Source organism: Mesorhizobium sp. Cs1299R1N3, from assembly GCF_037179625.1.
GTDB classification, from domain to species: domain Bacteria; phylum Pseudomonadota; class Alphaproteobacteria; order Rhizobiales; family Rhizobiaceae; genus Mesorhizobium; species Mesorhizobium salmacidum.
In genome coordinates, this window is sequence record NZ_JAPYKQ010000012.1 from 41,519 (window position 1) to 61,472 (window position 19,954).

Here is a 19,954-nt window from a genome sequence, read left to right on the forward strand (position 1 = left end):
AATTGCAAAGGATCTACTTAGATGAAGGATCCATTTGGATGAAGGGTATCCACCCGGCCCATCGCTGCCTCCCTTCTCGGCGCCAGATCCTGCGGTGGGGCGGGAAGCTTACGCCTCAGACAGCGGCTTCGATCGGCTCGGCAAGCCTGGGATTTGAACGTGCCGCGATCAGGCAACTGGCCACGATGAGGCCCGCTCCCGCCAGCGTGGTCCAGGTCACCGCCTCATCGAAGAAGAGGAAGCCAAGCGCGATCGCCCAGATGAAGGCGGAGTATTCCGTCGGGATCAGATACTGCGCTTCGGCCCGCGCATAGGCCCAGCTCATCAGGAACTGGCCGGCGAGCGACAGTGCCGTCACTCCGGCCAGCGGAAGCCAGAGCTCGCGCGGCAGGGCAATGGCGAGCCAGGGTGCGGCGAGACCGAGGATGACCGCCACGCAAAGGTTCTGGAACAGCATGATCTCGATCGGTTTGGCCAACAGCGCCTGCTGCCGCGCAAGGATCAAATTGTAGGCATAGAACACCGTCGACACCAGCACCGCCGCCGTGCCGAGCAAGGCATCCCTGGCATGGCTTGTCTGCCCGAACTGGCCGCCCACGATGATTGCGACGCCCGCAATGCCGGCCAGCGAGGCCCAGATCGCCTGACGCTGGATTCGTTCGCCCAGCAGCAGCGCGGCCAGCAGCAGGGCGAACAGCGGCGCTACGAAACTGAGCCCGATCGCCTCCGCCAGCGGCAGCCTGGCGAGCCCCCAGAAGAAGGACAGCAAGACAAAGCCGACGACCGCGGCACGCAATGCGTGCAGCTTGAGCACGGAAGGCGTGGGCAGCCTGCGTGGCCCCATCGACCAGCCGGCGCCCGCAACCACGGTCGCAAGCATGCTACGCCACAGCACCGTGTTGTAGACGCCGACGGCGATGACCAGGACCTTCATGGCCGCGTCCATCCCCGACAGGAGGAAGATGCCGAGCGCGCAGACAAGCACCGGGACCATGGGAGAAACGGCGCCTGCCAGGCTGGATGACTTCACGAGGCCCCTCATGTGATGGATCGCAGCCGGATATATCAGGGCCGACCGGCGGGGCCAGATGGCAGCCCCGCCGATATGGCGGTCCAACCAAGCCGGCTTGTGGCCTGGCTGGGGGCACGACTACTGGGGGCACGACTACTGCGGACCTGAACTGCTGGCGACCTGAACTGCTGGCGACCTGAACTTTCTTGCCGCGCGTGTCGATTTCGCCATTGCCCGTTCGTCATATGATTGAACCAACCCAACCCAGGAGAAAGACCATGCGGTTTATGATGCTGATGATCCCCGGCGGCTACGCGGACGCCGCGCCCGATGTCATGCCCGGCGCCGAGGCGGTGGAAGGGATGATGAAATACAATCACGAGCTGAAGAAAGCCGGCGTGTTGCTGGCGCTCGACGGCCTGCATCCGCCGTCCTCCGGGGCGCGGGTCAGCTTCAAAGGCGGCAAGCCTGTGGTCGTCGACGGCCCCTTCGCCGAAGTCAAGGAAGTTCTGGGCGGCTACTGGGTGATCGATGTACGCTCGCGCGACGAGGCCATTGAATGGGCCCGCCGCTGCCCCGCGGGGGAGAATGACGTGATCGAAATCCGCCAGGTCTTTGAAATGAGCGAATTTCCCGAGGACGTCCAGAAGGTGGCGGACCGCCTCGGCAGGCTGAAGGATTGACCCCCAACGCAACCATCGAAGCCGTCTGGCGGATCGAGCAGCCGAAGCTCACCGCCAGATTGGCACGCACTCTCAGGGATGTCGGGCTGGCCGAGGAAATCGCGCAGGACGCCTTCCTGCTGGCGCTGGAGCGCTGGCCTCGCGACGGCATTCCGCGCAATCCGGCCGCTTGGTTGACGCAGGTCGCCAGGAACCGCGCGCTCGACCGGCTGCGCCGCACCACCATGATCGACGGCAAGCATCGCGAACTCGCCGTAGACCTCACCGAGCTGGAGCGCGAGATGCCCGACATCGAGGCGGCGCTCGACGAGGATATCGATGACGACCTTTTGCGGTTGATCTTCACCGCCTGTCATCCCATCTTGCCCACCGAGCAGCGCGCCGCATTGGCCTTGCGGCTGCTGGGCGGACTGTCGACGCCGGAGATCGCCCGCGCCTTCCTGGTGCCCGAAGCCACCGCCGCCCAGCGCATCGTGCGCGCCAAGCGAACCCTTCGCGATGCCGCCATCCCGTTCGAGACGCCGCGTGCGCAAGAGCGGCGCGAACGCCTCAGTGCTGTGCTGGAGGTGGTCTATCTCATCTTCAATGAGGGCTATGTGGCCACCACCGGACCGGACTGGCTGCGCGCCGACCTGTGCGCCGAAGCGCTGCGCCTCGGCCGCTCGCTGGCGGCACTGATGCCGGATCAGCCCGAGGTGCAGGGGCTGGTATCGCTGATGGAGTTCAACGCCTCCCGCTTCGCGGCCCGTACCGGCGGGGCGGGCGATCCGATCCTGCTGCTCGACCAGGATCGCGGCCGGTGGGATTGGTCGCTCATCCGGAGCGGCCTCGACGGCCTGAACCGCGCCATGGCCCTGACATCAGCGCCGGGACCCTATCTGCTGCAGGCGATGATCGCGGCCTGCCACGCCCGCGCGGTGACTGCCGCCGACACCGACTGGATCGCGATATCGGCCTACTATCAGGCGCTTGCGCTCACGTCCCCCTCGCCCATCGTCGAAATCAATCGCGCCGTGGCGGTCGGCATGGCGTTCGGCCCGGCGCAAGGCCTTGCCATCATCGAGGCGCTGAAGGACGAGCCGCGCCTGAAAGACTCGCACCTCCTGCCCACGGTGCGCGGCGATCTCCTGCAGAAGCTCGGCCATCAGGCGGAAGCCAGCGCCGCGTTCCGCCACGCCGCCAAATTGACCGGCAACGACAGGGAACGCGCCCTGCTGCTCGCCCGCGCCACGGGGGCAGCCGATCGCGACCTTTAGCTGTCCGTTCGCCGCCAGTTGGAACCGCACGGGCAGGCTGGCCCCTCAGCACGTCCGGTGACAGTTCACCTCCTATGCATCCGCCGCAACGCCAAGCGGTTTGGTTGGTGCGGCGCGGCGTTTCAAGCTAACTTTCAGGCGCGCCGCAACTTCTTTGCAAGAACCCCAACAAAAAAGGGGCGGCGCAAGCACCGCCCCGTAACCTTGGGAGGACAATCCGATCGGGCGGATCAGGCCGCCTGGGCTTCCCCGGCGATAGCATCGGCGGCACGAGCGGACTTCAGCACCTTGGCCCACCAGGCGACGTCGTTGACCAGCGCGGCGGCGGCCTGGTTCAGGTGCTCGAGATCTTCGAGCTTCTTCTCGCCCTGGCGGACGGCAAGGAAATCGCCCCAGGCGATATGGACGGCGGACTTGACCGGCGCCATCTGCAATTCGACGGCGTGGAGACGAAGCTGTTCGACGGCGCGCGAGCCACCGACACTGCCATAGCCGACAAAGCCGGCCGGCTTCTTGTTCCACTCGTTGGCGGCGTAGTCGATGGCGTTCTTCAGCACGGCAGTCGGGCCGTGATTGTACTCGGCGGCGGTGAAGATGAAGCCGTCGAATCCGGCGACCTTCTTCTGCCAGCGCTGTGCGACTTCGTTCTGCGACGGCGCCCAGGCGGAAGACGCGACCTCATCGAAGAAGGGCAGCGGAAAGTCGCGCAGGTCGACGATTTCGACATCGATATCGGCATGTGCCTTGGCGATCTTGGCGATCCACTGCGTCGGCACGTCGGCGAAGCGGGCGGCGCGCGTCGAACCGATGACGATGGCGATTTTGGGCTTGGACATAAGGGGCTCTCCTTGCGGGAATTGTTGGTATCGTTTGGATACCGGCGCCATATGTGATACTGACAAACCGGCGCGCAAGGAGGCACGTTTTTGTTACTGAGGCACCCGCATAACACCGAGGACTGCCGGGCCGTGTCGGAGATCCTGCAGCGCGTCGGCGACAAATGGACCGTGCTCGTGGTCGGCAAGCTTGGCCGCGGACCGCTGCGTTTCAACGAGTTGCGCGCGGCCGTAGGCGGCATCTCGCAGAAGATGCTGACCACCACCTTGCGCGGCCTGGAGCGCGACGGCTTCGTCACCCGCAAGGTGTTTCCGACCATCCCGCCACGCGTCGACTACGAGCTGACCGAGCTTGGCCACGAGCTGCTGGTCCCGGTCGGCGCGCTTGGGGATTGGGCACGCAAGAACACCCAGCGCGTTCAGTCGGCGCGCGCCAGGTTCGACGAGATGCAAGCCTGAAGTCCTTGCGTGGCAAGGAGGCCGGAGTTTCGCACTGAGCGGCGCTTCGTGTTTTAAGGCGAAGTCATGGTTCCCTGAACGAGACGTCTTGGTTCGCCGAAGAGGTCCGGGAATTTTGTCCATGGCGCTCAACGTGTGCTCACGCGCGGCGGTGACCACATTCCAAAGGCAACTGGTCAGGATCCTCGCGCCATGGCCCCGCAAAGCGTCGGGCTGCAGATCGCGCACGTCGCTGTCCGCTCCTTCACACCAGCCGTGCCGCCCAGACAGGCGGTGCGCCCAAGGTCCTGTTGGACTTCGGCATAAGCGGTAATGGCGAGCAGGCAGGCGAGCGCGACGAGAGCCGCCGCAAGCCAGCCGTTCAATAGGTGTTGACGCATTGTCTTCCTCCGACGCCGGCAGAATTGGCCGTGGAGGCAACGGCACGATGTCGCTGACCGCATCGCTTTGCACGGGCGATGTTACAAATGTCCAGGGTTGGCGGAATCAGCTCTCGGCCGGAACGGCCTTCGGCTTGCCCTCGCCGTCCAGCGCCACCATGATGAAATCGGCGTGCGTGACCTTTTCCATCAGGTCGGAGAGATAGCGCTGCGCCCAGGCCTCGACCTTGAGCGTCATCGAGGTGCGGCCGACGCGTTCGACATGGGTGTAGATGCACAGCGTGTCGCCGATCTTCATCGGCTTGGCGAAGGACATCTCCTTGACCGCCGCCGTCACCACGCGCCCCCTGGCGCGCTCGGCGGCGCGGATGCCGCAGGCAAGGTCCATCTGCGCCATCACCCAGCCGCCGAAAATGTCCCCGGCGGCATTGGCGTCCGAAGGCATGGCCAGCGTGCGCAGCGTCAGGTCTCCGATCGGCCGTCCATCCGCGTACTGCACCATGCGATAAATTCCTCGAGATCGATTGCCTGCGATCCCGTAGCGTCACGGCGCGGACGCGTCAACGCGCCACTGGACCGCCGACGCACACCCGGCGTCGGGGCAAAGCCCGCTTGGCGGCTAGAAGAAGCGCGCGAGATTCGAGCGGATGCGGGCGAGAACGGTCTCCCCGGAAAGGTCTGGCACGAATGCCTTGCCGGTGATCGCCTCGTAGGCCTGGGCATAGACGCTGGAGGCCTGTTCGACGATCTCGTCCGGTATCCTCGGGATCGGGTCCTTGTAGGGATCGCAGCGCGCCGTCACCCACGAGCGGATGAAATCCTTGTCGAAGCTCTCCGGCCGCGTACCATCAGCCAGCGCCTGTTCGTAGCTCCTGGCGATCCAGTAGCGGCTGCTGTCGGGCGTGTGGATTTCGTCGGCGAGAATGATCGTACCGTCCCTGTCGGTGCCGAATTCGTATTTTGTGTCGGCAAGGATCAGGCCACGCTCGGCGGCGCGCGCCTGGCCGCGAGCGAACAGCTTCAGGGCGTAACTCGAAACTGTGTCCCACTGCTCCTGCGTAAGAAGACCCTGCTCCAGGATCTCGGCCTTGGACAGCGGCTCGTCATGGCCGCCATCGGCCGCCTTGCTGGTCGGCGTGATGACCGGCTCGGCCAGCTTCTCATTGTCGCGCAGGCCCTCCGGCAGGCGCATCCCGTACATCTCCCGTTCGCCGCGTCGGTAACGGGTCAGGATCGAGGTGCTGGTGGTGCCGGCCAGATAGCCGCGCACGACGATCTCGACCGGCAGGATGTCGAGCCTCGTGCCGACGACGACGTTCGGGTCGGGATATTCCAGCACATGGTTCGGGCAGATATCGGCCGTTTCCTCGAACCAGTACCGCGCCGTCTGCGTCAGGATCTCTCCCTTGAACGGGATCGAGGTCAGGATGATGTCGAAGGCGCTGAGACGGTCGGTGGCGATGATGATGCGCCTGCCGTCGGCAAGGTCGTAATTCTCCCGGACCTTGCCTTTGTAATAGCCCGGCAGTTCGGGAATGAAAGCATCCGACAGGACACGCATGGGTTCTCCTGCCTTGCGCAGAGTGGCCGATGCCCTCGCATAGTCCGTCGACCCCATGCATATCAAGCGTGATTGTCGGTATTCCCGGCAACCCGGCCGGATATACCAGTCGCTTTTTTCACAACTGATGCCGGAAGGCCCGGCGACTTGGCGGACCCGCCGCGCCTAGGTTGGTGCCACATTCAGGAGCCACCGACGTCCGCCATGCAGACCTACGATTTCATCATTGTCGGCTCCGGCTCGGCCGGCTCGGTCCTGGCCGACAAACTGTCGGCCTCGGGCCGCTTCTCGGTCCTGGTGCTGGAGGCCGGCGGCAGCGACCGCCGCTTTTACGTGCAGATGCCGCTCGGCTACGGCAAGACCTTCTTCGATCCCACCGTCAACTGGAACTACAAGACCGAGCCGGATCCCGGCCTCGGCGGCAATGTCGACCACTGGCCGCGCGGCAAGCTGCTTGGCGGCTCGAGTTCGATCAACGCCATGGTCTGGATCCGCGGCGCGCGCGAGGATTTCGACGACTGGCGCGCCGTCGGCAATCCCGGCTGGGGCTATGATGATCTGTTGCCGGCCTTCAAGGCGCTCGAGGACAACGAGGCCGGCGCCGACCGATGGCGCGGCACCGGCGGCCCGCTGCACATCAGCGATACAGCCAGCGCCGTCCACCCGTTGACCAAACGCTATCTCGCCGCTGGCCAGCAGGCCGGACTGCCGCTCAATCCCGACTTCAACGGCGCCGCCCAGGAAGGCGTCGGCATCTACCAGATCTCGACCAAAAACGGCCGCCGCATGTCGGCCGCCCGCGCCTTCCTGCGCCCGGCGATGAAGCGCGCCAATGTCCGCGTCGAGGCCAATGCGCTGGCAAGCCGCATCCTGTTCGAAGGCAAGCGCGCCGTCGGCGTCGAATATTTGCGGAACGGCCAGACCAAGACGGCCCGCGCCGGCCGTGAAATCATCCTGTCCGCCGGCTCGATCAACTCGCCACAGCTCATGCAGCTCTCCGGCGTCGGCCCGGCGGCGCTGCTCAAAGGGTTGGGCATCCCGGTGGTGCATGCCAACGAGAATGTCGGCGCCAATCTGCAGGATCATGTCGGCATCAACTACACCTTCAAGGGCAAGCTGCCGACGCTCAATCAGATCCTGCGCCCGTGGTGGGGCAAGCTTCTGGTCGGCATGCAGTACATCCTGACCCGCTCCGGCCCGCTGTCGCTGTCGATGAACCATGGCGGCGGTTTCTTCCGCACCGACCCGGCGTTTTCCCGACCCAACATGCAGCTCTATTTCCAGGCTTTCTCGACGCTCATCCCGAAGAACGGCGAGCGGCCGATCCTGACGCCGGATCCGTGGCCGGGCTTCTCCATCGGCCTGTCCAACTGCCGTCCGTCGAGCCGCGGCGAGATCATGATCCGTTCCAGCAATCCGCTGGATTATCCCAAAATCGTCGCCAACGCCTACTCGACCAACGCCGATGTCGACGAGATGCTGGCGGCGGTGAAATTCGTGCGCAAGATCGCCTCGATGCCCGCCATGGCCGAGATCATCGCCGAAGAGGTGCTGCCCGGCCCGTCGATCCAGTCCGACGCCGACCTGATCACCGATTTCAGGAAGCGCTCCGGCACCGTCTATCACCCGGTTTCTACCTGCCGCATGGGCCCCGACCCCTCGCGATCCGTGGTCGATCCGCGCCTCAAGGTGCACGGGCTCGAAGGCTTGCGCGTCATCGACGCCTCGATCTTTCCCGACAACATCACCGGCAACACCAACGCTGCCTCGGTCATGACCGGGTGGAAGGGCGCCGAACTGGTTCTGGAGGACCACACATGAAGATCACCGACGTCAAGACATGGGTTGTCGGCAACCCGCCGCCCGGCATCGGCGGCAAGTATTTCATCTTCGTCAAGCTGACCACCGATGGCGGCGTGGTCGGCTATGGCGAGGCCTACAACGCCACCTTCTCCGCCCACATCACGGCGAAGATGATCGAGGACATGGCCGAGCGCTATCTCGTCGGCCGCGATCCGCACGACATCGAGAATTTCTTCCGCCGCGCCTATTCCTCCGGCTTCACCCAGCGCCCCGACGTTTCCGGCATGGGTTGTTTTTCCGCACTCGAAATGGCCTGCTGGGACATCGTCGGCAAGGAGGCCAACAAGCCGGTCTATAAGCTGCTCGGCGGCCAGGTGCACGAGACGCTCCGCTCCTACACCTACCTCTACCCGCACACGGGCAGCGTGCATTCCGAGGACGCGCCGGATGGCAGGAATGTCTACAACGACCCGGAGATGGCGGCCGCCTGCGCGCTCGAATATGTCGAGCAGGGGTTCAATGCGGTCAAGCTCGACCCGGCCGGCCCCTACACCGCCTTCGACGGCCACCAGCCGCGCCTCATCGACATCGATGTCTCGACCCGCATGATCAAGGCGATCCGCGAGGCGGTCGGCACCCGCGCCGACATCCTCTTCGGCACGCACGGCCAGTTCACCGCATCGGGCGCGCTGCGCATGGCGCGCGCCATCGAACCCTTTGATCCCTTGTGGTTCGAGGAGCCGGTGCCGCCAGACATGCCCGAAGTTATGGCGCAGGTGGCACGTGCGACTTCGATCCCGATCGCCACCGGTGAGCGGCTGACGACGAAATCCGAATTCGCCCGAGTCATCGAGAACCGCGCCGCAACCATCCTGCAGCCGGACCTCGGCCGCTCCGGCGGCATTCTGGAGACCAAGAAGATCGCCGCCATGGCCGAGGCCTACCACATCCAGGTCGCGCCGCATTGCTATTGCGGGCCGATCGTCGGTGCCGCCAACATCCAGCTCGCGGTGACACTGCCCAACTTCCTGATCCTGGAATCGCTGAAGCAGTGGGACGGTTTCCACGCCACCCTCTTGAAGAAGAAGATCGAATGGCAGGACGGCAATGTCATCCCGTCGAAGGAGCCCGGCCTCGGCGTGGAGCTCAACGAGGCGGTCTGCGATGCCCATCCCTATACCGGCAAGGACCTGCATCTCCAGATGATGCAGACGCCGTTGATGCCGTGAGCGAAAGCTACGCCTTTATCGGCCTTGGCCATCTCGGCGGCAACCTTGCCGTCAGCCTGATCCGCAACGGCTTTGCCGTGACGGTCCACGATCGCGACCCCGCCGCCGTCGAGCGCCTCGTCGCGCTTGGCGCCACGGCCGCCAACAGCCCGGCCGCGGCCGCCGCCCGCGCCGGCAATGCCGTCACGTGCCTGCCCTCGCCGAAAGTCAGCGAAGCGGTGCTGGCCGGCCCAGGCGGGTTGCTGGAAGGTCTGCCGAAGGGCGGCACCTGGATCGAGATGTCGACCAACGGCCGTGACGAGATTTTGCGGCTTGCCGCCCTCGCCTCGGCCAAGGGGATCGAGACGCTGGAATGCCCGGTCACCGGCGGCGTGCATCTGGCGGCGGTCGGCAAAATCACCGCGCTGGTCGGCGGCGATGCGGCCCTCTACGAGCACCACCGCCCGGCGATCGAAGCGATGTGCGCGAAGTCGTTCCTGATGGGCCCGATCGGCTCGGCGGCCGTGATCAAGGTCATCACCAACATGCTGGCCTTCATCCATCTGGTCGCCGCCGGCGAGGCGCTGATGCTGGCCAAGCAGGGTGGCCTCGATCTCGCGCAGAGCTACCACGCCATCGTGGCCTCCTCCGGCAACAGCTTCGTCCACGAGACCGAAAGCCAGTTGGTGCTGAACGGCTCCTATGACATCGGCTTCACCATGGACCTGGCATTGAAGGACCTTGGCTTCGCGCTCGGCATGGGCAGGGATTTCGGCGTTCCGCTGGAGCTCGCATCGCGAGTCGACGCAATCTTTCAGCAGGGCAAGGCTGCCTATGGCGGCGACGCCTGGTCGACCCAGATCGTCAAGCTGCTGGAAGACGCGGTCGGAACCGATCTTCGTGCGCCCGGTTTTCCGGCCAAGCTGGAGGTTTGAGCAACATGAGCCAGCAAATGAAATCAATGCGTTGGGCAAGAATCTAGAATCATAGCCGCAACAACTTGAATCAGAGCTGCAACATCTCGACTGGTTTCCCGAGCGAGAGTTTCGATCGGATTGCATACCACGGCGATTGGCGGAAACACCCTCCCCTTCATCATCCTCGGGCTTGACCTGAGGATGACGACGTTGTGGGACGCTCTTACCCCCGCAACACCTTAATTCAATATCTCACCATCAACGCACCGGGCAGGATCTCGAAGGTCGCCGGTATGCGCCCGGGCGACTCGCCGTCTATGTCGACCAGCGCGCCGTTCTTTTCCACATCGCCGAGCGGTTCGACCACCACTTTCCTACCGCGCAGGATGGTGATCGCCGGATGGTTGCGGTGCCTGCCGCCATAGAGCAGCCTGATATCCCAGATCAGCTTCAGCTTGCCGGCCGCGCGCAGGATGACGATGTCGAACTGCCCGTCGGTCAGTTCCGCATCGGGCGCGATCATCATGCCGCCGCCGAAGAATTTCCCGTTGGCCACCGCCACCAGCGCCATTCGCGCCTCGACCGGATCGCCGTCGTCAACGGTGATCCGCACGTCCTGGAAGCGGTAGCGGATGAATTCGACCACGGTGCGCCACAGGAACAACGCCTTGGCCGACATCCTGCCCTTGCGCTTGTCGGCATTGACGGCGCGGTCGGTGGCGCCCGACAGGCCGAGGCTGGCGATGTTGATGAAGTGGCGGCTGGCCAGCGCGCCATGATCGTCGATATAGCAGATGCGGCCGGCATCGACCGCCCTTGCCTTGGCGTCGGCGATCCGTTTCAGCGTTGCGTCGATCTCCTTCGGCAGGCCGAGGCCGCGCGCGAAATCGATGCCGGCGCCGCAAGGCAGCAGGCCGAGTTCGGTTGTCCTGCCGCCCTCCTCGCGGGCCTGCAGCAGGCCGTCGGCCACTTCGCTGGCCGTGCCGTCGCCGCCGGCCGCGATCACCAGGTCGAATCCGTTTGCCGCGAGATCGAGCGCCAGGCGCTCGGCGTCGCCCTCGGCCTGCGTCTCGCGCAGTTCGAAATCGCCGAAGTGCTTTTTCAGCGCGGCGGCAACATCGGGCCAATGCCGTTTCAGCCGGCCGCCACCGGCAATCGGATTGAGCACCACCCCGACCTTCACTATGCATCCTCCCCCGGAAGGCGCCGGACATGCCGCGCCCGATCCTCTGCCGGCCCCGATCTTAGCCAGCATTGAAACCCGCGCCTGTCGGCAGGGCAAGGGGGCACCGCCGGTTCGTTCGCCGAAAGGCGGGCAGGCTGTCTAAGGCGTTCGCGCCTGAATTTCCTTGGCTTCTGGCATCGGTCCCCGATAATCCCGCTATCCACAGGGGCGCGGCCATTCCCCAAACCCCTTACCCGGCGTAAGTTCAACCCATCTCAGGCGGCTACCGATCGTCAAGCCGAAAGGCGAAGTGAAAGGCGGATTTCCTGAGGCCCGTACGGCCCGAAGCGAGAGCAGGCTTGCCTGTTCGAGGGACGGAAGCCGAGACCTACGGGGCCGCGGAAAGCGTGCCAACGCCGACGGCGGACCGATGCTGCCATGAAGGACGGCAAAAACCTTCGATGGCACGCAGGGCAAAGCCCGCAAGGGCCAAGACCGGCGTGGTCTGGAACGGACGTCGCCCTCGGGCGGCTTCTGGCAGGACCGTCAAAATCAAGGCCGGCATGGCGCGACGACTTTACGGAAGTTGCTGCCACGACCGTGTCCTGATCTGACAGGGAGGCGCTGGGAGAAATCCCGGCGCCGACTGTTTTTTGGCTCTCCCACACAATTGTTGCGGTGTTTCCGGTTGGGGCTGCAACCGGAAACAAAATCAGCTAACGTTCGACGTCAATTGAAGGGGGATACTTCATGACATTGATCCAGAAGCTTGCCGTCGCCTACGCCTTCCTGTTCTTCGCGGTCGTGGCCATCGGCTACATTCCGGCCTTCAACGATGCCGACGGCAATCTGTTCGGCCTGTTCTCGCTGCAATGGTACGACGACCTGCTGCATGCCTTTTCCGGCGTCTGGGCGCTGGCTGCCGCCTTCATCTCGCATCGCCAGGCGGTGTTTTATTTCAAGCTGTTCGGCTCGGTCTATCTGTTCGACGGCGTGCTCGGGTTGATCACCGGCTCCGGCTGCCTCGATGCCGGCATCTTCATCAACGGCTTCCGCTCCCTCAACGACATCGAATTCCCGACCCGATTCTTCGCCAACCTGCCGCACATCGTCATTGGCGGCATCGCCGTCTATATCGGCTTCTGGCTGTCGAAGCGCATCTACGACCACTTCGCCACGGCCTGACCGGCCATGGCCCTGTTCCGCGTGATCAAGCGCATCATCAAGGCGATCCTCTGGCTGATCGTCATCGTTATCCTGATCCCGATCGCCGGGCTCGCCTATGGCTTCCTGACGACGCCGTCGCTCGACAGGACGCCGCTGCCCGGCATTGCCGACGGCGCGCCGCCCAAGGCGCTGGCCGACAAGGTGCGCGCCGAGATCCCCGGCTACCAGCGGCCTGAGGAATCGACCTTCCTCACCTATCCGGAATGGGCGATCGTCTACGCCGCGCGCGAATATGCCGGTTTCGTCGCCAAGGACCAGCCGAGCGGCTTTCCCTATTGGTCCTATGTCGGCCGCTTCTGGCAGGATTACGCGATGGTGATGCGCGCCAGTTCCGCCTACAAGTTCAACTATGCCAACAACCAGATGCTGGTCATCATCGGCACCAGCCACTCGATCGAGCATATCCTGCAATGGGCCTATGAGAACACGGTCGGCCGCATCACCGAGGCGGCATCGGGCAAGCGTACCGCCGCCGACATCTACCAGGCCAAGGTGGCGGCGGATTATGCAGGCTTTCTCGACCAGGTGCCGTGGTACCAGTTTCCCTATGCGCAAAAGCGCGCCGGGCTGTTTGCCGTACAGCCGGCGCCTGGTGACAGTTCCATTCGCACCAGCGAACGCAAGCTCGCCTTCGGCCTCGCCGACACCATCAAGCAAGGCTACGCCGATCTCATCAAGAAGGCGCTTGCCGCGACTTCCGACCCGGCCTTCCTCGATGTCCATGTCTGGGCAAAGGGGCCGGTCGGCGAGGCCACCCGCGACGAGCCCGACACCTTGCTGGAACGGGACCTGGGCCCGGACGGCACCATCTTCGTCACCAAGCGCTATCAGGTCTTCACCGACATGATCCCGCGGCTGATCGACAAGGGTGTCTCCTTCGTCGAGATCGGTGGCAATGACGAGATCATGGTCACGGTGCTGTCAACCGATTCGATCGCCGTTCCCGAAGGCATGCGTATCCTGTTCAGCTATCCGCTCCCGGCGGATCCCTCGACGCGCCGCACCGGCATGGTCGTGGCCGTGCGCAAGCTGCATCTGGTGTTGCCGTCGCTGATGAAGGCCGGCGCCAGGCTCGAACACGTCTACGACTATTGAGGCGACAGTCCTGCCATGCGTCGACTGATCCGGATTGTCGGCTGGCTCGCGCTCACGCTGGTCGTGCTGGTCATTGTGGCGCTCGTCGGCTTTCGCGGCGCGGCGGCTTTTCGCGAGACCCTGTCGCCGCAAGAAGCGGCTCCGGCGGGAGCATTGTTCACGACGGTCGACGGGCTGAAGATGCACTACCAGGTCTGGGGACCACCGGACGGGCCGCCGCTGCTTCTATTCCACGGCACGGCGTCGTGGGCCGAGACCTACCGCGATATCGCGGCACCCCTGGGTGAACAGGGCTTTCGCGTGATCGCCGTCGACATGCCGCCCTTCGGTTATTCGGAAAGACCGGCCGACCAGGACTATTCGCGCGCCGCTCACGCCAGGCGTGTCCTCGGCTTTGCCGACGCGCTCGGCCTTCGCCATTTCAGCGTCGGCGTCCACTCTTATGGTGGTGGCGGCGTGATCGAAGCCGCCTTCTCGGCCCCGGATCGCATCGATGCGCTGATCCTGCTCGACGTGGCGATTGGCCTCGGCCAAACCGAGGCTTCGGCCCCGCCGTTCGCATCCCTCCTGAAAAGGGACTGGCCACGCCAGCTCCTGACTGCCTCGACCTTCACCAATCCGCTCATGACCGGATTCGGCTTGCGCAAATTTATCGAGAACGACGATCTCGTCACGGCGGAGCGCATCGCCATCTACACGCGCCCGCTGAACGTCAGGGGCACCACCAATGCCGTTGGTCATTGGCTGTTCAGCGGCCTCTACAATGACGAGCGGAAATCGCTTGCCGCCAACAAGGCGAATTATCGCGCCTTCACGCCGCCGGTTCTCGTCATCTGGGGGCGCGAGGATTCGACCACGCCGCTGGCCCAGGGCGAAGAGATCGCCTCGCTGTTTCCACACGCCGAACTGACCGTCCTCGACGGCGTCAACCACATCCCGCAGGTCGAGCGCCCGCACGACGTGGTGCGGCTGATCGCCAATTTCCTCAGACGGACCTTGCCGGGCACCGGGTAGGCACGCGCCGCCACGCACATTCCACGGTCGAAGCCAAAATCCCGCCTTGTTCGCGCGCAATGGAGAATGCATGTCGCCTGGAACGCGACATGCCCCTGACTGGGCTGCCGGGGGGCATCTCGAAGGGACGAGACCGTGATCAAGACCGCCCTTGTCGCCATGACCATTGTCGGCTGCGACTGCGACGCCAAGCTGTGCGAATATATCGGCGAGACGCGGGCCAAGTGGTCGACCATCGCCGATTGCGAAGCCGCGATGAAAAGCCAGATCCTGCACGAGCGCAATTTCAACTATCCGCTGGTGTCCGGCATCTGTCGCGCGAAAGGTTCGGCGTCCTCATCGCACCTGGCCACGATCGCGTCGGGCCCGGAACTGAAGCCCGCCAGCCGGATCGTCAGAACGGAAAGCCCGCTGCCGCCGGAGCTCAGCCATCGGCCGAGCGTCCCGGTCGGATCGCCGACGACGGCCCTGGACGCGGCCGCTGCGCGCCCCGTCGCCTATGAACAGGTGGTCGATGGCGGCACCGGCGTGCTCTATCGCACGAAGAATGGCTACGCCGTGGTCAAGACCGATCTCGGCCGCGCCGTCTCGGCAACCGCCGACGCGGCAAAGCGCTCCGTGAACTGGCTGGCCGGCCTGGTGCCGGGCAAGCTGTAGGCCTCGTCTACATCTTCAGCTTCAGGCTCTGCCAGAACTTGTCGATCAGCGGCTTCTCGGTCGCCGCGTCCTCGCCCGCGACACGCGTGATGAACAGCAGTCCCTGGTCGGCGAGACCGTAGCCGACGATCTCGAAATAAGCGGTGTCGGTGCGGGTCTTCACCTCGGCGGTGATGCCGGTCAATTCCTTGCCGTCCGCGAGCTTGCGCGTCGTCGGCTGCTGCGTCAGCTTGGCACCCGCCTTGACCGATTCCTTCGTCATCTCCTGCAGCATCAGCTGGTTCAGCGACACCGGGTTCATCTTGCCGTATTCCTGCACCACGACGATCGTGCCCAGCGCCGAGGCCATCAGATATTGCGTGATGTTCTCGCCGAGATCGGTCTTGGTCACCGAAATGCCGCTCGGATGGTTGAAGGAAAAACTGTCGCCGGAAAAGGTCGCGAAATCGTTCTTGTCGAGCTTCACTTCGACCTGTTTGCCGTCCGGCAACGTCACATGGGCGCTCTCGCCGGCATCGATATCAACCGCCTTGCCGTCGATCGTCAGCCTGAAGGCTTTCAGGTCTTCAGCGCCGGCCGGTCCGGGGCAAAGTGCGACGAAGGCGAGCACCGCCGCCGCTGATCCCATCCGCATGGAATTCTCCTCTGACTGCTAAGCCGTCCCGCTCAGCGCCTTGATGGCACGGTAGAAGGTCGAGGAAAACAGTTCCGTCGGGTCATAGTGGCGCTTTGCCGCCAGGAAAGCCGGCAGCTCGGGATAGGACGCCAGCAGCTCCTTGGCCGTATAGTGCAGTTGGTAGGGCAGGAAGAACCGCCCGCCATGCTTGATCGTCACGTCGATGAGGGCCCGCGTCAGCGCCCGCATCCTGGTATTGCCATCGGCATCGGCGGGCTGGTTGATATAGAGCACCAGCGAATAGGCCGGCTCCGGCGCGTAGGTCAGGGCCACGTCCTCCTTGTGGACGATGCGCACCGAGGCGTTGAGCACCGGCAGATCCTGGTTGCGCAGGATCTCGCGCGCTTCAGCGATGAATTCGACATAGGCGGCGCGAGGAATAAAATATTCGTGCAGTATGTCGGTCTCGCTCATGAGGTCGTTGAACAGATACGGCACCGAATCGTGCATCGGGTTGTTGCGGGTGACGAGACAGGCCTCGCCCTCGGCAAGCGCGGAGGTACGCGGCACCGTGCAGCTCTCGAATTTCGGCTCCAGCGTCTTTTCGGTGAACCATTTCAGTTCCTGGAACGCACTGCCCCATTTGGCCATGTTCATGATCACCCGCTTCAGGCCGACGCCATCGGGTTCGCCGAGCGCCGGCTGGTCGGCGGGCGGCTGCTCGGCGACCTTGTCGTAGCGGTAGACGATCATGTCCTCGAGGAAATTGCCCGGCGCCGTCGACAGATGGCCGTAGAACAGGCCGATATCCTTGTTCGGCTCCAGCACCTCGGCAAAGAATTTCGGGAAATCGTTGGATTTGATGATCTCGCGCGAAGTGCGGTAGACGACATTGTCGACGATATCGAGCGTCGCCTCCAGCACCACGCCGAACAGGCCGTAGCCGCCGACGACATGGCGGAACAGATCGCTGTTGTCGGCTGGCGAGCAGGTGGTCACCGCACCGTCGGCCAGCATCACCCGCATCGAGCGGATCGAGCCGGCCACAGAGCCCGCCTGGTGGTCCATGCCATGCGCGTTCACCGACAGCGAGCCGCCGACCGAAAAGATGTCGGTCGACTGCATCGCCTTCACCGCGAAGCGCGGATGCAGCATGTTCTGGATGTCGTGCCAGCAAGCGCCCGGCTGCAAGGTCATTGTCTTGGCCGCCGCGTCCACCGTGACCTTGTTGAACTTTCTGAGGTCGAGCACCAGCGCATTGTCGTCGAAGGCATGCCCGCCCATCGAATGGCGGATCGCCGCCAGCGACACTTTCAGCCCGGTGGCGCGCGCGAAGGCCAGGGCCCTGGCGATGTGCTCTTCCTCGCTGACCTCGACCACGCCATAGACCGGCGTCCTCGACAGGCCGCTGGCATCGTTGATGTCGCCACCTTTTGCCAGCCAGGACAGCGACGGTTCGAATGCCGGCGGGCTGGCGATCGGCTTCAGCGGCAGCGCGATGCCGTCTATATCGGCGATGCGTCCGGTGTTCTTCGGCCCTGACGGGCCTCGCGCCAGCCGCGCCACGGTGGTACCACCCCACAGCACCGCGCCGCCGAAAACAGCCGCCCCCAGCAGCAGCCGCCGCGACAGGCGAAATCCCTTTTGTTCCTCGGCCATGCAGATCCCCCGTCAGCCAAGGAATAGCGCGGCCTTTTGGCAAAAACCATAGCGGCGCTGCCGGAACGGCGTTTCACCACCGTCGTCGCCTGGCGGTGAGTGCCCAAGGTAATGAAAATGGCCGGTCCCCGAAGGAACCGGCCAGATTGGAGCAGGGTCTCAAAAGTCCGGTCAGGAGTCGCTATGAAGCCTTCTTGATCGACGTCACCATGCCGGTCTTGTCGTCGACGGTCACCGCCACCTTGGCGCCGACCTTCAGTTTCCCGACCGACGCATCGGGCGACAGCTGGTAGATCTTGCCGTCGTCGAGGGTGACCGACTTGGTTGTCGGATCGACCGCCTGGATGGTGCCCTGAACGGTCGCGGCATAGGCCGAGCCGAGGAAGGCGAGCAGAGCGGCGGTGGTTGCGAGGGTCTTCTTCATGGATAGCACTCCGTGCTGTTTCGGTTTTCCGGCACCGTTTGGGAGAGAGCAGCACCGAACGGCCCGAGACTGGGGCGGAAAGCGCACTGTCCGCAAATCACGTTGGGTGTATTTTCGCAAAGGAATCATTGGCTTAATTCCGACACAATAGCCTCCAGCCTCCCGATGCCGATAGCTTTCCCGACCTGATGCAAAGCTCTTCTCTGCACGAAAAGAGTCGTTTGACGGATTGTGGCTGGCGCCGTCGGCGATCACGCCGCCGCCGCAATCCCTGCCCGGCCGCATCACGAAACAGGACTTCGATTTTTCGTCGGTACACATTTTATGTCGTGCGCCGGCCCGGGCCTGCCACCCGGCCGCGACGAATTTCGCGCCCAGGTTGCAAACTCGAAGCGAATACGGGATGGTGTCGCGTTGTCGTAAAGGGGGACTTCCATGAAAATCGCCGTCCGGACCACCCTATCCCTGATGCTGGCAATCTTGCCGGGCCTGGCTGGCGCGCAAGGCGCCGATCCGGGTGACGACAAGACGATGATCTTTGCTCCTGATGATCCCGACATGGCGGCGGCGACCGCGCGGGCGCTCGCCAGCCTGGATGAATTCCTGGCCTTGTCCGAAACACCTCCATCCGGCACGGACAGGTTCAAGCTGAAGGTCAAGGTGCGTGACGGCAACGTCACCGAACACTTCTGGGTCATTCCCTTCCGCCGCACGGAGACCGGATTTGTCGGCATATTGGCGAACGAACCGGAAGAAGTTCACAACGTCGTGCTCGGCCAGAATATCGAATTCACGCGCGACGATATTTCCGACTGGGGGTATACCAGGGACGGCCACCAGGTCGGCAGCTTCACCGTCTGTGTGATGTTCAAGAGAACGTCCAAGGAAGAGGCGGACTATATGCGCGGCAAATACGGCTTCGACTGCTGAGCCTGCTTCGGCCCGTCAAATCGCCCCGTCCCTCGCGCCGATCTTCCTCACCAAGGCCGCCGTCGCCAGCATGGCGCCCATATCCGAGATCATCGGCGCGACGTGGGTCTGGTAGTCCAGCGGCATCGAAATATCAGGCAGTTCGAAGAAGTTCTTCGGTTGCGGCAGGAGCAAAAAACCGTCGCCGCCGTTGAGCGCGACACGCGCCGGCTCGTCCGGCCAGGTTTCTCCGAGCCATTTCAGAGCCTGCGCCAGCCGGCCGGTCACCAGCGACCGCGCCGCCTCGACATTGTCCGTGCGGAACTCGTAGGCGGCGTCGAGTTCAGGCACCCCGGACGGCAGTTCCTGCATCCTGGCCGCGAACATGCCGCGGAAAAAGCCGATGACGCCAGTGGCACGTCGCGCCGCCACCAATATTCCAGGAAACGGCTCGATGGCCTCGAAAGCGACGACGACACCCTTGAACGTGGTGGCCTTGTTCTTGGCGGCGCCTCCGTCCCAAAGATCGGCTTCGTACAGCTCGAAGGCAAACCCGTCATAGCGTCCGGAGATGATGTCATCGAAGCGGCTCATGGTGAAGCCGCCGACCGTCTCGCGCGGCAATCGGTCAAAGGAATGCGGCGTCACGGCGTGCTGGTAGCGCATATCGCCAATGAAGCCGAAGATGATCGGCATCAGCGTCTGGCGAAACGATTGCTGCAGCCTCGCCGCCGGCCTGATTGCCCTGAAATAGACCAAGATCGCCACCACGAAGCCGATGACATAGAGAAATACGTGCGGCGTCGAGAACCATTGCTCGTGGGGATCGGCGACCTTGTTGAACAGCCAGGCAATGAGCGCGACGAAGACGACCACCAGGCCAACGAACAACGGCACGCGCCACCTGACTCCGCGCGCCACCGAGGCCCTTTTCGCTTCGTAGGTCTGGATGTCCTTCTTGATGGCCGCGATGTCGGCCGCGCCCGGCATGAAATTTTCCATCGCCATCCCCCGCTGCCGAAGCCCGTTTGCGCCATTATGATAGCTGCTTTTGCAGGAATGACGCCAGCCAG

The 19,954-nt window shown here is 64.0% G+C and carries 21 protein-coding genes; 11 read left to right on the forward strand and 10 right to left on the reverse strand.

What is annotated here, in order from left to right:
- Window positions 1-115: 115 nt before the first annotated feature.
- Complete coding sequence (locus O7B34_RS22855) at window positions 116-1,042, reverse strand: DMT family transporter (protein ID WP_027143299.1); 927 nt, start codon at window positions 1,040-1,042, stop codon at window positions 116-118.
- A gap of 248 nt (window positions 1,043-1,290) precedes the next feature.
- Here O7B34_RS22855 and O7B34_RS22860 point away from each other — a divergent pair, with 248 nt between their 5' ends.
- Both O7B34_RS22860 and O7B34_RS22865 read left to right on the forward strand, forming a co-directional pair.
- Window positions 1,291-1,695 (forward strand): YciI family protein, encoded by a 405-nt coding sequence (locus tag O7B34_RS22860; RefSeq protein WP_337148325.1) that lies wholly within the window; start codon window positions 1,291-1,293, stop codon window positions 1,693-1,695.
- Window positions 1,692-2,951, forward strand: coding sequence for an RNA polymerase sigma factor (locus O7B34_RS22865; protein WP_337148238.1), 1,260 nt, complete (start codon window positions 1,692-1,694; stop codon window positions 2,949-2,951). The genes O7B34_RS22860 and O7B34_RS22865 overlap by 4 nt, the downstream gene beginning before the upstream one ends.
- 230 nt (window positions 2,952-3,181) lie before the next feature.
- On the opposite strand, the gene O7B34_RS22870 is transcribed toward O7B34_RS22865, so the two are convergent.
- Window positions 3,182-3,787, reverse strand: a complete 606-nt coding sequence (locus O7B34_RS22870; RefSeq protein ID WP_337148239.1) for an NADPH-dependent FMN reductase — start codon at window positions 3,785-3,787, stop codon at window positions 3,182-3,184.
- Between the two features lie 90 nt (window positions 3,788-3,877).
- Between O7B34_RS22870 and O7B34_RS22875 the strand changes: the two genes are divergently transcribed.
- Entirely contained in the window at window positions 3,878-4,246 is a 369-nt protein-coding gene (locus tag O7B34_RS22875; protein ID WP_027143303.1) for a winged helix-turn-helix transcriptional regulator, read from the forward strand.
- Window positions 4,247-4,422: 176 nt separating this feature from the next.
- Here the strand turns inward: O7B34_RS22875 and O7B34_RS22880 are convergent, their stop codons facing one another.
- From O7B34_RS22880 to O7B34_RS22890, 3 genes are all read right to left on the reverse strand, one after another.
- Entirely contained in the window at window positions 4,423-4,626 is a 204-nt protein-coding gene (locus O7B34_RS22880; protein WP_337148240.1) for a hypothetical protein, read from the reverse strand.
- 106 nt (window positions 4,627-4,732) lie between these two features.
- A complete protein-coding gene (locus O7B34_RS22885) occupies window positions 4,733-5,128 on the reverse strand; it encodes an acyl-CoA thioesterase (RefSeq protein ID WP_027143305.1) in 396 nt (131 codons plus the stop codon).
- A gap of 117 nt (window positions 5,129-5,245) precedes the next feature.
- Window positions 5,246-6,187 (reverse strand): phosphoribosylaminoimidazolesuccinocarboxamide synthase, encoded by a 942-nt coding sequence (locus O7B34_RS22890; protein ID WP_337148242.1) that lies wholly within the window; start codon window positions 6,185-6,187, stop codon window positions 5,246-5,248.
- A gap of 204 nt (window positions 6,188-6,391) precedes the next feature.
- Here O7B34_RS22890 and O7B34_RS22895 point away from each other — a divergent pair, with 204 nt between their 5' ends.
- The 3 genes from O7B34_RS22895 to O7B34_RS22905 are packed head-to-tail and all read left to right on the forward strand — an operon-like array spanning window position 6,392 to window position 10,133.
- A complete protein-coding gene (locus tag O7B34_RS22895; RefSeq protein WP_337148243.1) occupies window positions 6,392-8,008 on the forward strand; it encodes a GMC family oxidoreductase in 1,617 nt (538 codons plus the stop codon).
- Window positions 8,005-9,219 carry a mandelate racemase/muconate lactonizing enzyme family protein gene (locus tag O7B34_RS22900; RefSeq protein ID WP_337148244.1) on the forward strand — a complete coding sequence of 405 codons (1,215 nt, stop codon included), beginning with the start codon at window positions 8,005-8,007 and terminating at the stop codon, window positions 9,217-9,219. Before O7B34_RS22895 ends, O7B34_RS22900 begins: the two co-directional genes overlap by 4 nt.
- Complete coding sequence (locus O7B34_RS22905) at window positions 9,216-10,133, forward strand: NAD(P)-dependent oxidoreductase (RefSeq protein ID WP_337148245.1); 918 nt, start codon at window positions 9,216-9,218, stop codon at window positions 10,131-10,133. The genes O7B34_RS22900 and O7B34_RS22905 overlap by 4 nt, the downstream gene beginning before the upstream one ends.
- 226 nt (window positions 10,134-10,359) lie before the next feature.
- Here O7B34_RS22905 and O7B34_RS22910 read toward each other — a convergent pair whose 3' ends face one another.
- The gene (locus O7B34_RS22910) at window positions 10,360-11,298 is read right to left on the reverse strand and encodes a diacylglycerol/lipid kinase family protein (RefSeq protein ID WP_337148246.1); all 939 of its coding nucleotides are present in this window, start codon (window positions 11,296-11,298) and stop codon (window positions 10,360-10,362) included.
- 732 nt (window positions 11,299-12,030) lie between these two features.
- On the opposite strand from O7B34_RS22910, the gene O7B34_RS22915 reads away from it, so the two are divergent.
- The 4 genes from O7B34_RS22915 (at window position 12,031) to O7B34_RS22930 (ending at window position 15,273) form a co-directional block, all read left to right on the forward strand.
- Window positions 12,031-12,465 (forward strand): DUF4383 domain-containing protein, encoded by a 435-nt coding sequence (locus tag O7B34_RS22915; protein WP_027143311.1) that lies wholly within the window; start codon window positions 12,031-12,033, stop codon window positions 12,463-12,465.
- Between the two features lie 6 nt (window positions 12,466-12,471).
- Window positions 12,472-13,602: a hypothetical protein gene (locus O7B34_RS22920; protein ID WP_337148247.1), complete on the forward strand. Its 1,131-nt coding sequence runs from the start codon at window positions 12,472-12,474 to the stop codon at window positions 13,600-13,602.
- A 15-nt stretch (window positions 13,603-13,617) separates the two neighbouring features.
- Window positions 13,618-14,616 carry an alpha/beta fold hydrolase gene (locus O7B34_RS22925; protein WP_337148248.1) on the forward strand — a complete coding sequence of 333 codons (999 nt, stop codon included), beginning with the start codon at window positions 13,618-13,620 and terminating at the stop codon, window positions 14,614-14,616.
- A 135-nt stretch (window positions 14,617-14,751) separates the two neighbouring features.
- Complete coding sequence (locus tag O7B34_RS22930; protein WP_337148249.1) at window positions 14,752-15,273, forward strand: hypothetical protein; 522 nt, start codon at window positions 14,752-14,754, stop codon at window positions 15,271-15,273.
- 7 nt (window positions 15,274-15,280) lie between these two features.
- Here O7B34_RS22930 and O7B34_RS22935 read toward each other — a convergent pair whose 3' ends face one another.
- The 3 genes from O7B34_RS22935 to O7B34_RS22945 form a co-directional block, all read right to left on the reverse strand.
- Window positions 15,281-15,907, reverse strand: coding sequence for a hypothetical protein (locus O7B34_RS22935; RefSeq protein ID WP_337148250.1), 627 nt, complete (start codon window positions 15,905-15,907; stop codon window positions 15,281-15,283).
- A gap of 18 nt (window positions 15,908-15,925) precedes the next feature.
- Window positions 15,926-17,548 carry an FAD-binding oxidoreductase gene (locus O7B34_RS22940; RefSeq protein WP_337148252.1) on the reverse strand — a complete coding sequence of 541 codons (1,623 nt, stop codon included), beginning with the start codon at window positions 17,546-17,548 and terminating at the stop codon, window positions 15,926-15,928.
- A 181-nt stretch (window positions 17,549-17,729) separates the two neighbouring features.
- Window positions 17,730-17,972, reverse strand: a complete 243-nt coding sequence (locus tag O7B34_RS22945; RefSeq protein WP_027143317.1) for a DUF1344 domain-containing protein — start codon at window positions 17,970-17,972, stop codon at window positions 17,730-17,732.
- 435 nt (window positions 17,973-18,407) lie between these two features.
- Between O7B34_RS22945 and O7B34_RS22950 the strand changes: the two genes are divergently transcribed.
- A complete protein-coding gene (locus O7B34_RS22950; protein WP_337148253.1) occupies window positions 18,408-18,902 on the forward strand; it encodes a YegJ family protein in 495 nt (164 codons plus the stop codon).
- A 15-nt stretch (window positions 18,903-18,917) separates the two neighbouring features.
- Here O7B34_RS22950 and O7B34_RS22955 read toward each other — a convergent pair whose 3' ends face one another.
- Entirely contained in the window at window positions 18,918-19,889 is a 972-nt protein-coding gene (locus O7B34_RS22955) for a hypothetical protein (protein ID WP_337148254.1), read from the reverse strand.
- Window positions 19,890-19,954: the final 65 nt, after the last annotated feature.